This is a genomic window from Microcella alkaliphila, assembly GCF_002355395.1.
Taxonomy (GTDB): domain Bacteria; phylum Actinomycetota; class Actinomycetes; order Actinomycetales; family Microbacteriaceae; genus Microcella; species Microcella alkaliphila_A.
The window spans coordinates 2,476,085-2,488,147 of sequence record NZ_AP017315.1 but is presented as its reverse complement, the minus strand read 5'-3'; the positions used below and the strand labels follow the sequence as shown (position 1 = coordinate 2,488,147).

At 65.6% G+C, this 12,063-nt stretch carries 10 protein-coding genes and 1 pseudogene; 8 read left to right on the top strand and 3 right to left on the bottom strand.

Annotated elements, in window-relative coordinates:
• Positions 1-78: 78 nt before the first annotated feature.
• Positions 79-459, top strand: a pseudogene (locus CPY97_RS13905) (aldo/keto reductase); the annotation flags it as partial.
• A gap of 23 nt (positions 460-482) precedes the next feature.
• Entirely contained in the window at positions 483-1,043 is a 561-nt protein-coding gene (locus tag CPY97_RS13820; protein WP_419866126.1) for an aldo/keto reductase, read from the top strand.
• Here CPY97_RS13820 and CPY97_RS12150 read toward each other — a convergent pair.
• Entirely contained in the window at positions 994-2,217 is a 1,224-nt protein-coding gene (locus CPY97_RS12150; protein WP_096420889.1) for an IS256 family transposase, read from the bottom strand. The two genes, CPY97_RS13820 and CPY97_RS12150, sit on opposite strands and share 50 nt — an antisense overlap.
• Positions 2,218-2,503: 286 nt before the next feature.
• Here CPY97_RS12150 and CPY97_RS12145 point away from each other — a divergent pair, with 286 nt between their 5' ends.
• The 3 genes from CPY97_RS12145 to CPY97_RS12135 are packed head-to-tail and all read left to right on the top strand — an operon-like array spanning position 2,504 to position 6,057.
• Positions 2,504-4,267, top strand: a complete 1,764-nt coding sequence (locus CPY97_RS12145; RefSeq protein WP_161494130.1) for an aldehyde ferredoxin oxidoreductase C-terminal domain-containing protein — start codon at positions 2,504-2,506, stop codon at positions 4,265-4,267.
• Positions 4,264-5,178, top strand: coding sequence for an NAD(P)-dependent oxidoreductase (locus tag CPY97_RS12140; protein ID WP_197702231.1), 915 nt, complete (start codon positions 4,264-4,266; stop codon positions 5,176-5,178). The genes CPY97_RS12145 and CPY97_RS12140 overlap by 4 nt, the downstream gene beginning before the upstream one ends.
• Before the next feature lie 18 nt (positions 5,179-5,196).
• Positions 5,197-6,057, top strand: a complete 861-nt coding sequence (locus CPY97_RS12135; RefSeq protein ID WP_096423057.1) for an amidohydrolase family protein — start codon at positions 5,197-5,199, stop codon at positions 6,055-6,057.
• Positions 6,058-6,074: 17 nt separating this feature from the next.
• On the opposite strand, the gene CPY97_RS12130 is transcribed toward CPY97_RS12135, so the two are convergent.
• Positions 6,075-6,920, bottom strand: coding sequence for a fumarylacetoacetate hydrolase family protein (locus CPY97_RS12130; RefSeq protein ID WP_096423056.1), 846 nt, complete (start codon positions 6,918-6,920; stop codon positions 6,075-6,077).
• Positions 6,921-7,012: 92 nt separating this feature from the next.
• Between CPY97_RS12130 and CPY97_RS12125 the strand changes: the two genes are divergently transcribed.
• Positions 7,013-8,740, top strand: a complete 1,728-nt coding sequence (locus CPY97_RS12125) for an IlvD/Edd family dehydratase (RefSeq protein ID WP_096423055.1) — start codon at positions 7,013-7,015, stop codon at positions 8,738-8,740.
• Between the two features lie 62 nt (positions 8,741-8,802).
• Here the strand turns inward: CPY97_RS12125 and CPY97_RS12120 are convergent, their stop codons facing one another.
• Positions 8,803-9,867 carry an Ldh family oxidoreductase gene (locus tag CPY97_RS12120; RefSeq protein WP_096423054.1) on the bottom strand — a complete coding sequence of 355 codons (1,065 nt, stop codon included), beginning with the start codon at positions 9,865-9,867 and terminating at the stop codon, positions 8,803-8,805.
• 251 nt (positions 9,868-10,118) lie between these two features.
• Between CPY97_RS12120 and CPY97_RS12115 the strand changes: the two genes are divergently transcribed.
• The gene (locus CPY97_RS12115; RefSeq protein ID WP_231923950.1) at positions 10,119-11,330 is read left to right on the top strand and encodes a fumarylacetoacetate hydrolase family protein; all 1,212 of its coding nucleotides are present in this window, start codon (positions 10,119-10,121) and stop codon (positions 11,328-11,330) included.
• Positions 11,317-12,045 (top strand): GntR family transcriptional regulator, encoded by a 729-nt coding sequence (locus CPY97_RS12110; RefSeq protein WP_096423053.1) that lies wholly within the window; start codon positions 11,317-11,319, stop codon positions 12,043-12,045. Before CPY97_RS12115 ends, CPY97_RS12110 begins: the two co-directional genes overlap by 14 nt.
• Positions 12,046-12,063: the final 18 nt, after the last annotated feature.

Genomic DNA, 12,063 nt, shown 5'->3' with positions numbered 1-12,063 from the left:
CACTGCGAACTAGCCACCCTTGCCGGAAAGACTATAGGATTCTAAGGAAATCCATATTCACCGCGATGAAGGGGTGGCATGTCAGCTCACGAAACCCAGGTAGACCTCGGGCGTGGTGGCCTGACCGTCTCGCAATTGGGATTGGGAACAGCGCCCTTCGGGGGCATGTACGAGGGAATCGATGAGAACGTCATCGATTCGATTGTCGACACCGCCCGGCGGCACGGCATCACCTTCTTCGACACGGCCCCCTTCTACGGGCACGGGAGCTCTGAGCGTCGATTGGGCAGGAACCTTTCGCCGCTCGATCGCCGCTCATTCACCATCTCGACGAAGGTGGGTCGGGTTCTGCACCCCGGTCAGTTCGAGGGCGAGACGATCTTCCACGACCTCGAGCCGTTCGTCCCCGTCTACGACTACAGCCCCGATGGCATCCGCACGAGCCTCGAGCACTCGCTCGAGCGAACGGGTCTCCCGTCTGTCTGTTCATCCATGACCCCGACGACCACATGGATCAGGCCATCGCCGAGGCGTACCCGACGCTCGACGCCATGCGCGCCGAGGGTCTCATCTCATCGATCGGAGTCGGCACCAACACCACTGAGGTCGCCCTGCGCTTCGTGCGCGAGACCGACATTGACGTCGTTCTGCTCGCCGGCCGCTACACGGTCATCGACCAGGACGCCGCGGGGGAGTTCCTTCCCGAGGCCGTGCGGCGCAATGTGTCCATCGTCGCCGGCGGCGTGTTTAACTCGGGCGTTCTCGTCAACCCGCAGCCGGGCGCGACCTTCAATTACGCTCCCGCCTCCGCCGAGATCTTGGAGAGGGTTCGCGCCGTCCACGAGACGATCGCGGCGCACGGGGTGTCGGTCGAGTCAGTGGGGCTGCAATTCCCCCTTCGGCACCCTGCCGTCAAGACGGTGGTGACGGGCGTGGGTGACGTCCCTTTGAGTGGTGGAGTTTCTCAACAACGTGCGGGATCAGCTTCTGTGATTATGCCGCAGCGAGTTCGGGGATCGCGACCTCCTCTTTTTCGACGTTGAGGAGCTTCATGGAGTGCTCGCTGAAGTAACGGCGGTCGGCCCCGTCCCATTCGTCGTGTTGCTCGATGAGGACGTGTCCGGCGAGGCGCAGCAGCGCCGCCGGGTTCGGGAACGTGCCGACGACATCGGTGCGGCGCTTGATCTCCTTGTTCACCCGCTCGAGCGGGTTCGTGGACCAGATCTGCCGCCAGTGCTGCTGCGGGAATCCGCAGAACGCGAGGATGTCGTTCTTCGCCTCTTCGAGCATGTCCGCGATCTTCGGGTGCGAGCGGGTGAGCATCCGGGTGACTTCGTGGAACTGCGCGAAGACGTGCTCTGTGTCGGGTTGGGCGAAGATGGTGCGGATGATCGACGCGACCATCGGGCCGGCGGTCTTCGGGACCTGGGAGAGCACGTTCCGCATGAAATGCACCCTGCATCTCTGCCAGCCGGAGCCTTGGAACACCGTCTCAATCGCAGCGATCAGTCCGGTATGGGCGTCGCTGATGACCAGCTTGACCCCGTCGAGGCCGCGGGCCTTGAGGGAGCGGAGAAACGTCGTCCAGAACGGCTGCGACTCGGTGTCGCCGACCTCGAAGCCCAGCACTTCCCTGCGCCCGTCCGCGGCGACGCCGATGGCGACGACGACGGCTTGAGAGACGACACGCCGGCCGACCCTCGCTTTGCAGTAGGTCGCGTCGAGGAACACGTACGGGTACGTGGTGTCGGCGAGCGGGCGGTCTCGGAACGCGGCGACATCCTCGTCCAGGTTGGCGCAGATCCGCGACACCTCGGACTTGGAGATCCCGGTGTCGGCGCCGAGCGCTTTGACGAGGTCGTCGACCTTGCGAGTCGAGACACCGTGGACGTACGCCTCCATCACGACCGCAAACAGGGCTTGGTCGACCCGGCGGCGGCGTTCCAGCAGCGACGGGAAGAACGACCCCGCGCGCAGCTTCGGGATCCGCAGATCGAGATCCCCGGCCGTGGTCGAAAGGGTGCGGGGTCGGGTCCCGTTGCGGACCGCGACCCGACCCTCCGAACGTTCGTAGGGGGCAGCGCCGATGAACGCGGCAGCCTCGGCGTCGATCAGCTCCTGGTAGAGCGTCTCGGTCGCGACCCGGATCCGGTCGGTGACATCGGTGAGTTTCAGTTCCCCGAGGAGCTCGAGGAGGGCAGACTGGTTAAGAGCCATCGTGCGTTTGTGTCTTCCTGTGAGTGACTTTGATCGGTACTCACTGACCATCGCACGATGGCTCACCACGTTCTCAACGTGACACTCGAGCCGGGAAACTACACCACCACAGGGGACGCCACCCGGGCGTGCGCACGCCGGCCGAGCTGGAGGCGAATATCGTCGCGTTCGACGCCACGGTGCCGCAAGACGTCTGGGCTGATCTGGAATCGGCTGAGCTGATCACGCCGCTCGAGGCGTAATGGCGCGAATTCTCCTGCTTCGTCACGACGCAGGATCATCGCGCGTGATTTCGGTTCCGTGGCCCGTGCGGCGCGGCCCCGTGCACCTCGCGATCGCGCACGCCCTGGTCGTGGCCGACCGGCGAGACTGGTTGATCATCGCCAAGGGCCCGCTCTCGGGTCGGCGGCTGGTGGGTTCTGCGGTGGCGACGGTCACGGCGGTATCGCGTAGCGGCCCCGGCATCGCTGAGGCTCAGCTCGAGGGCCCTCTCGCACACGGCCTCGCCCGTCTCGGCCTCGACGCGATCGTGGTGGTGGGAGCCGCGCAGGCGCGAACCGGGCTGATCATCGACGGCTTCGGCGACACTGTTCGGTGCCACCGCGAGAGACTCGACCACAAAGACCACAAAGACCCCGACGACCCCGACGACTCAGACGACCTAGACGCCCCCGACACCGTGTGGCACACAGACGCACACGTGCGCGAGTCAGCCGACGACGTGGTGATCACGACCGGCGCGTTCGGTATAGGCGGTGACACGGCCGCTTCGATTGTCATCAACTGCGGGTTCCCCACCACGCAGGGGGGCCTCGGCGCCGTGCTGGGTGACCTTCGCCTTGACTACCTCGTTCTGCGTGGCGATGGCACGGTGCCTGCGGCGACGCCCGTCGATGTCGACGTCACGCAGAACTATGCCGCGCGCATCGCCGACAACCCATTGACCTTGAGTGAGAAGACCTACCCCGGCTTCGCCACCTGGCCGGGCCCCGGCTTGGAAGGCTACGCGGCCTCTGCCGACTTCTCGGGTCGTGCCGGCGCCGGCGTTCGTGACTTCGACCCCCAGTCGCTCATGGCTTTCGCTGTCGACGACGGCTCGTCGGCCTGTGCCGAGTGCCCGCAGTGGTGCCTGAAGTCGTTCTCGGCTGACCCGGCCGCGCCCGTTGACGGGGGCAGGGCCCACCAACTCGGCATCAGCGCTGCCGTGTTGCTGCTCGACGTGTCCGACCCGGCGACGCTGGTCGCCGTCAATAGCCTGTGCCACGAACTGGGCATCGAGCACCTCCGTGCGGCCGAGGCGCTGCGCGGTCAGCCCCTGCACCCCGACACGCTGCGGCAGACCCTGATGGATGCGATTCGTGCGGGAGGCGACGCGACGCGCCCGGTCTTTCGCGTCAAGGGCATGCCGATCCCTCCCTTCGATCCTCGAGGCAATCAGGGGCTCGCTGTCGGGTACGCCCTGAACCCGACCGGCCCCCGCTACGACGTTCTCGAGCACGACATCGATTTCGAGGCGGGGCAGCCGTGGCTCGATCAAGACCGGCTCGACATCGACTTCGGAATGCCGTCGACGGGCCTGCTGATGGGCACACTGCCGGCCGAGCGGCGTGCCGGGCTCGGTCAGTTGTGGCTCGCCTGGAGCGCCGTCGACGCGCTCGGCCTGTGTGAATTTGCCGCGCCTCCGACGCGAGAGCTCACCGTTGACGCCATCTGTTCCGTTGTGGCCGCGGTCGAGGGCGCACCGTTTGGCCGCGACGATCTCTTTCAGCTGGGCCGCCTGCGACTCGGCTTTCTGCGGCAACTGAACGCGTCGTTGGGGCTCGGCTCTGACGAGGATGCGCTTCCCGAGCACTTCTTTACGCAGCCGGTTCGCGAGGGGCGGCTTGAGGGAGCCGTCATCGATGCAGGGGAGTTTGAGGACGCCTGCCGGCAGGTGCGCGCGGTTCTCGGCTGGAACGACGACGGCGGTGTCGACGACGACCGCCTTACTCGCGCGATCACTCGGGCGAGTGAATTGGTGTGGACTGAGCTAGAAGGAGGCTCGTGGTGACTCACGTGGCATGGACTCAATGGGACGACCTCGAGGTGCCGGCGGGCGTTGAACTGCTGAATCCGAGCTCGGCTCCGCTCGATAGCGCCGACCTGGGGTCGGTCACGTTCTACGTGCCCCCGTACATGACGGGCCTGGCCGGGCTGGAACCGGTGACCAGAATGCCGAAGCTTGCGCACCTGCAGTTGCCCAACGCCGGCTCTGACGACGCGGTTCCGTTCGCGCGTGAGGGGCTGACGATTCACAACGCCCGCGGCGTTCACGACATCTCGACCGCAGAGCTCGCTCTCGCGCTGACCCTCGCGAGCAATCGGGGCTTCGATGACTTTCACCGCGCACAGGCGCAGGGTGCCTGGCGGCCGAAGCGGTACCAGTCGCTGTGGCGGGCCCGCGTCGGAATCATCGGCTTCGGCTCGATCGGTCGCACCATCGCGCGGCTGATGGAGCCGTTCGAGGCCGAGATCGTGCCGTTCACCGCTCGAGGTCGCGACGGCACGCGCACGCTCGCCGAACTTCCCGAGCTGCTGCCCACCCTCGATGTGGTGATTCTGATTCTTCCGGCCAAGCCGTCGACGATTGGCTTGGTCGACGCGACCTTCCTGTCGGCGATGAAAGACGGCGCGCTGTTGGTGAACGTGGCGCGCGGGCCCATCGTCGTGACGCAGGATCTGATCGACGAACTCGCCACGGGTCGAATCCGCGCTGCCGTTGACGTCACTGATCCGGAACCGCTGCCCGACGGCCACCGGCTGTGGGCGGCCCCGAACCTCATCATCTCTCCGCACGTCGGCGGCAACAGCTCTGCATTCGAGCCGCGCATGCGCCGGCTGATCTACGACCAACTGAAAAAGCTCGTCGACGGCGAACCGCTCGACCACGCGGTCATCGTTGGCCGCGAGATTCTCGACTAACCGAAGAAAGGGAGCACGATGAAGATTGACTCACACCACCACGTATGGGATCTGTCTGTTCGCGAACAAGACTGGATGGTCGGCGACGCTCTAGCGCCGATCTCGCGCACGTTCCAGATGGACGAGTTCGAACCTCACTTAGAGGCACACGGCATCGACCACACCATTCTGGTTCAGACTGTCGCCGTCGTCGACGAGACTCCGGAGTTTCTTGACCTCGCCCAGTCGCACCCCAAGGTCGCGGGGGTGGTGGGCTGGCTCGATATGGAGTCAGACGATATTTCGGCCCAGCTGGCCGCGTACCGCGAGCATCCTGCTGGCGAATTTTTGGTGGGAATTCGAGATCTCGCTCAATACCAATCCGACCCGCGCTGGCTCATGCGAGAGCCGGTGGTCAAGAATCTGCAGCGGCTGGGCGCAGCAGGAATCACATACGACATCTTGACGCTGGCCCACCAGCTGCCGGCGGCGGTGGAGGCGGTTCGTCACGCTCCGGAGACGCGTTTCGTTGTCGATCACATCTCGAAGCCGCGCATCGCCGACGGCGAGATTGATGACTGGGCGGCAAGCATTCGCGCCATCGCGGAATTCGAGAACGTGACGATCAAGGTGTCGGGAATGGTGACGGAGGCGAACTGGCACGACTGGACCACCGACACGTTCCGACCCTACGTCGACGTCGTGCTCGACGCCTTTGGGCCATCACGCATGATGTTCGGGTCGGACTGGCCGGTGTGTCTGCTCGCGGGGTCGTACACCGACGTCACCGAGCTGGCCGAGGCCCTCGTCTCACAGCTGTCGGCCGATGAGCAGGCAGAATTCTTCGCCGGAACCGCGATGCGCAGTTACGTAATGCCGCAGCTCACGACGTCACCGTAGGCCACGCCGCGCTGCCCTCACCCGGCGACGCAGGTACTGCGAATGGTGCCGAGGTTCTCGATGGTGGTTTCGACGACGTCGCCCGCGGCGAGGTAACGGGTCGGGGTCATGCCCATGGCGACCCCGGCCGGGGTGCCCGTATTGATGATGTCGCCGGGAAACAGTTCCATGCACTGCGAGACGTAGTGCACGACCTCGGCGATGGTGAAGATCATGTCGCTCGTCGTCGACGCTTGGCGCATCTCGCCGTTGACCGAGCACGACAGGTCGAGGTTCTGCGGCGAGCCGTCGGGGTCGGTGTCGATCCACGGGCCCATGGGGTTGAAGGTCGGGAACGACTTTCCCTTGTCCCAGGTGCCGCCGCGCTCCAACTGCCACTTGCGCTCCGAGACGTCTTGGCTGATCGAGTAGCCCATGACGGCCGCCATCGCCTCGTCGGTGCTGGCCGCGTAGCGCAGGGTCGAGCCGATCACGATGGCGAGCTCGACCTCGTAGTCGGTGTGCTCAGAGCCCGGGGGAATCTCGATGTCGTCGAACGGCCCCACGAGGCAGTCGGCCGACTTCATGAAGATCACGGGCTCGGTCGGAACGGTCGCTCCGGTCTCTTTCGCGTGCTGTCGGTAGTTCAGCCCGATGCACACGATTTTGCCGGGCCGGGCGAGGGGTGCGGCGATGCGGTGGTCAGAGACCTGCAGGTCGGGAAGCTGCGACAGGTCTGCCGCGCCCACCTGGGCGAGCGCGCCGCTGGCCAGCGACTCTCGCGACCAGTCGGGGATGATCGATGAGACGTCGACCGCACGGTCACTGCTCGTGAAAACTACGGGAATCTCAGTGCCGGCACTTCCCAATCGTCCGATTCGCATTCCGGGTCTCTCCTATGGGCATGTGCGTCACCAGGTATCTCCTGCGCTAGCCAAGATCATATAGGATTGTGGGAAATCGTAGGGAGTTTTGCATGAGTTCCGATCCCGGACGGCGACGCAGCCAAGATTGGTTTGGCGGAACAGGTCGCAACGGCTTCATTCACCGGTCGTGGATGCGCAACCAGGGTTTTGCGCCAGACCTTTTCGATGGCCGACCCGTCATCGGTATCGCGAGCACGTGGTCAGAGCTGACCCCGTGCAACGCGCATCTTCGCCAGGTCGCAGAGTCGGTCAAGCGCGGGGTGTGGGAGAGCGGCGGGTGGCCACTCGAATTCCCGGTGATGAGCCTCGGTGAGCCGCTCATGCGCCCCACGACCTCCCTCTACCGCAACCTCTTGGCGATGGAGGCCGAAGAGCTGATCCGCTCGAACCCCCTCGATGGGGTCGTGCTGCTCGGCGGGTGCGACAAGACCACCCCGGGGCTGGCGATGGGTGCGGCGAGTGTGAACCTGCCCACGCTGCTGATCACTGGCGGGCCCATGCTGAACGGCAAGTTTCGGGGGCGCGATATCGGCTCGGGCACCGACGTCTGGAGGCTGACCGAGGAGCACCGCGCGGGCCGCCTCAGCACGGAAGAGCTGTTCGAGGCCGAGGGCTGCATGGCGCGCAGCGCCGGGCACTGCATGACGATGGGAACCGCCTCGACCATGGCCTCCATCATGGAGGCGGTCGGCCTGCAATTGCCGGGCATGGCGGCCATCCCCGCGGTTGACTCTCGCCGCTTCGCGCAGTCGCAGCTGGCCGGGCGCCGCATCGTCGACATGGTGCACGACGGCCTGCGCATGAGCGATGTGCTGACCCGAGACGCCTTCCTGAACGGAATCCGGGTCAACGCGGCGCTCGGCGGCTCCACCAACGCCATCGTTCACCTGCTGGCGCTCGCCGGCCGCGTGGGCATCGATCTGAACCTCGAAGACTTCCACCGCGGGGGCTTTTCGGTGCCGCTGCTCGTTGACCTCATGCCGTCGGGTAGCTATCTGATGGAGGAGTTCTACTACGCCGGGGGTGTTCCGGCCCTGATGGCGTCGATGGCGCCCCTGCTCAACCTCGATGCGATGACCGTGAGCGGCCAGACCGTCGGCGAGAACATTGCGGGTGCGCGCAACGACAACCCCGACATCATTCGGCCCCTCGATAACCCCGTTCAGGCGGCCGGCAACAGCACCGTGGTGTTGTACGGCAACCTCGCGCCGAAGGGCGCCGTGCTCAAGGTCTCGGCAGCGAGCCCTGAGTTGTTGCATCACCGGGGCCCCGCGCTGGTCTTCGACTCGAACGAGGAATATATGGCGGTCGCCGACAACGACGATCTCGATGTCACCCCCGACACCGTCCTGGTGGTGCGCGGCGGGGGGCCCAAGGGCTACCCCGGCTTCCCCGAGATCGGCAACATGCCCCTGCCGAAGAAGCTTCTGCAGCAGGGCGTGACCGACATGGTGCGCATCTCTGATGCCCGCATGAGCGGAACCGGCTTCGGAACCTGCGTTTTGCACGTCGCCCCCGAGTCCGCCGTTGGCGGGCCCATTGGCGTGGTGCAGACGGGCGACATGATCGAGCTCGACGTCGCCGCGCGACGCGTGCGCGTCGACATCAGTGACGAAGAGCTGCAGGCTCGGCTCGCCGCCTACGTTCCGCAGGTCGCACCGACGACTCGCGGCTGGTCACGGCTCTACGTCGAGCACGTCACGGGCGCTGACCAGGGTGCCGATCTCGACTTCCTGATCGGGTCGAGCGGGGACGCGACGCCGCGGCACTCGCACTAGCGCCGGCACCGCATCCGATCGCGCCGGTATCGCCGGTGGCGCCAGAATCGGAATCGACGCGCCTACGGCGTGCTGGCTGCTGCGGCCGCCACGCCCCCGGGCCACGGCACGCCGAGTGCGTCGCTGAGCGTGGCGAGCTCCTCAACGACTCCGTCGCTGAGGGGCACGCCAGCCTCAAGGCGCGCCCGTGACGTCAACTGTTCTGGCTCACCCGGCACGAGCACCGGGCGCGAGGGGTCGACCGGCTCGGTGCCGTGCGCCAGGGTGATGAGCGTCTGGGCACGCCGTTCAAAATCGGCGCGCGACATGAAGTTCTCGACAGAGATGGCGAGAAAGAAGTGCCCGACGTTCTGGGTCTTGCTGAAGTCTTTATACATGTCACCGACGTCGTGGGTGATGGCCGCACCCGACAGCACGGCCGACAGCATCTCGACGAAGAAGCCGAGCGCGTATCCCTTCGGGCCGCCCGCCGGCAATAGTGCGGTTACCGCGTGCGGATCGGTGGTCGGGCGCCCGGTGCTATCGACGCCCCAGTCGGCGGGAATCGGCGTGTTGGACAGGCGCGCGCCGTACACCTTGCCCATCGCCGCCTGGCTGGTTGCCATGTCGACGGCGACGACGCCGTCTTCGGTGGGCGCCGCGAGGGCGAGGGGGTTCGTGCCGAGCAGTGAGGTGCGACCGCCAAAGGGCACGACGATCGGCTCGGAATTCGACATCACCATGCTGAACAGGCCGTTCTCGGCGAGTTCGCGCGCGTAGAAGCCGGCGGCCCCGAAGTGCGAACTCCCCGACACGGTCACCGCGGCGACCCCGAGTTCGTTCGCGATGGTCGTTGCCGTGCGCACCGCCTCTCGAGCCGCCAGCTGGCCCGCTACCCGGTCTGCGTTGACCTGTGCGGTGGCCCCGCGAATCGTGGTTACCGCGGTTGCTGCGGGCTCCGTCAGGCCGTGCCGAACGCGCTCGTAGTACGCCGGAAGCCGCATGATTCCATGCGAGTCGACGCCACGTAGGTTCGCATCCACGAGAGTCTCGGCGATGTAGCGCGCGTCGTCGTGGCGGTAGCCCCACCGGGCCACAATGTCCGTGGCCCATTCGAGAAGAGTGGTGGCGGGAACTGTCTGAGTCATCGTTTGCCGTTTCTCGAGGGGGACTCCCGACGCTGGGAACCACTACGAGCCCAACTATACAACTTGATTTGGCCGAATCATATATTTATTCCCGCCCGTCCCAGTGGGGCCTGATCGCAGGCCACGCCGGGATGCGGGCGCTTCGGGAACGCGCAAGGGTCCTTGCGCGGGACGACGTCTTGTGGTTGAGTGAGCGAACGCAAAACCTATAGGCTTTTTATAATTCATGTAGGAAATGAGATTGGACAACGATGTCCGGTACTGGACAGACCGACGTGCGAGACACCCAGATGGCGGCGCACGCTGTAGCCGATGCGCTCCCCACCGGAAGCGGCACGTTCATCGGTCGAGTGTGGGATCCGCAACGCCGCGCGCCGATTCCCGTCCTCTTCGCTGACGGTGCGGTGTACGACCTCCTTGCCGAAGCGACGACAGTGTCAGCACTTCTCGAGCGGGCAGACCTCGCAGCTGCCATCGCACGAGCGCGCGCTGCGGAGCCGCTCTGGAGTGTGAACGATCTGCGCTGGGAAGGCGACGACACCGGCCCCAATCTGCTCGCGCCCATCGACCTGCACGTGATCAAGGCGTGCGGCGTCACCTTCGTGGCGTCGATGCTGGAACGAGTCATCGAAGAGCGGTGCATGGGTGACGCGGCGCGTGCAGCCTCGGTGCGCGCCGAGCTCGACGCGGCCCTCGGCATTGACATCGCGACGATCGAGCCCGGAAGCGCGGAAGCTGCCACCTTGAAGGAGGAGCTACTCGAGCGCGGATGGTGGTCGCAGTATCTCGAGGTCGGCATCGGCCCTCACCCGGAAGTCTTCACGAAGGGGCCGCTGCTCTCTGCAGTCGGCTGCGGGGCCGCGATCGGCGTGCCCTCCTTCTCGTCGTGGAACAATCCCGAGCCCGAGCTGGTGCTCATCGTCACCTCGGCGGGCGACATCATCGGCGTGACGCTCGGGAATGACGTGAACCTGCGCGACGTCGAAGGCCGCAGCGCCCTACTGCTGGGCATGGCAAAAGACAACAATCGTTCGACGGCCGTGGGGCCGGTGATCCGTCTGTTTGATGAGACGTTCACCATCGACGATGCTCGGCGCCTCGAGATCCGACTCGTCGTGAGCGGGTCCGACGGCTACCTCCTCGAGGGGGTCAACCGCGTCACGGCCCTCAGCCGATCATTCGAAGCATTGGTCGAGGCGACAGCGGGCACTCACCACCAGTATCCGGACGGCTTCGCCCTGTTCACCGGCACGCTCTTCGCACCGACGCAAGACCGCGGAGCACCTGGCCACGGCTTCACCCACCATCTGGGGGATCTCGTGGAGATCAGCGCCGACCAGCTCGGCTGCCTCCGAAACATCGTCGGGCGCACGGAGGAACTCGCACCGTGGACGTACGGTGTGCGCAGTCTGTGGGCTGACCTCTCCCGACTAGAACGCGAGGCGAGCGATGCGACAGCCTGAGCAGACCGGCCACCTCTCGACGTCGGTCGCCGTGTACGAACGCATTCGCCACATGATCCTGACCAACCTGATCGCGCCCGACATCAAGCTCAACATCGACGCCCTCGCACGCGAGCTCGGCGTCTCCCACACGCCCGTGCGCGAGGCGCTTCAGCGCCTCGAAGGCGACCGGCTTGTTGTGGTGAAGCAGAAGCGCGGCTACTGGACGACTCCGCTGCTTGACGAAAACGATCTCGACCATCTCTTTGAGGTGCGGCTCCTGCTTGAGCCCTGGGCGGCAGGTGCGGCGTCAGTCGATCGAGCGTCCAACCCAGGCCCGCGGTTGCAAGCCGAGGTGGAGCGCTTCGTCGCAGAACATGGCACTCAAACCGGCGGGGCCGCGCTCCTCTCGCACGACACCGTGTTCCACAGTGCTGTATTTCGGGCCGTCGGCAACCCATTCCTTGAAGAGGCCTTCAATCGCACGCACGCGCATCTGCACCTCTTCCGTCTGTACACCGAAGACATGGATGCATCGGTCACGATCGAAGAACACCAGCAGATTGCTGACGCCATCGCCCGCGGCGACGCAACCGCAGCCACGTCCGCGATGCGCTCGCACCTGTTCTCAGCGCGACGTCGCTTCGGTCGCGGGCTCGGCGGCCCACTCGCCGAATCACGGCTAGCAGACGTTCGTGCCACTGTCCTTGGCCACGAGCGGGAGGTTTCGTCATGAGCGCGATTCAGAGGCTGA

Coding starts and splice junctions, on each gene's coding strand:
- CPY97_RS12135 (WP_096423057.1), top strand. CDS start 5,197: ATGAAGATTGACTCACACCACCACGTATGGGATCTGTCTGTTCGCGAA.
- CPY97_RS12130 (WP_096423056.1), bottom strand. CDS start 6,920: ATGCGAATCGGACGATTGGGAAGTGCCGGCACTGAGATTCCCGTAGTT.
- CPY97_RS12125 (WP_096423055.1), top strand. CDS start 7,013: ATGAGTTCCGATCCCGGACGGCGACGCAGCCAAGATTGGTTTGGCGGA.
- CPY97_RS12120 (WP_096423054.1), bottom strand. CDS start 9,867: ATGACTCAGACAGTTCCCGCCACCACTCTTCTCGAATGGGCCACGGAC.
- CPY97_RS12150 (WP_096420889.1), bottom strand. CDS start 2,217: ATGGCTCTTAACCAGTCTGCCCTCCTCGAGCTCCTCGGGGAACTGAAA.
- CPY97_RS12115 (WP_231923950.1), top strand. CDS start 10,119: ATGTCCGGTACTGGACAGACCGACGTGCGAGACACCCAGATGGCGGCG.
- CPY97_RS12110 (WP_096423053.1), top strand. CDS start 11,317: ATGCGACAGCCTGAGCAGACCGGCCACCTCTCGACGTCGGTCGCCGTG.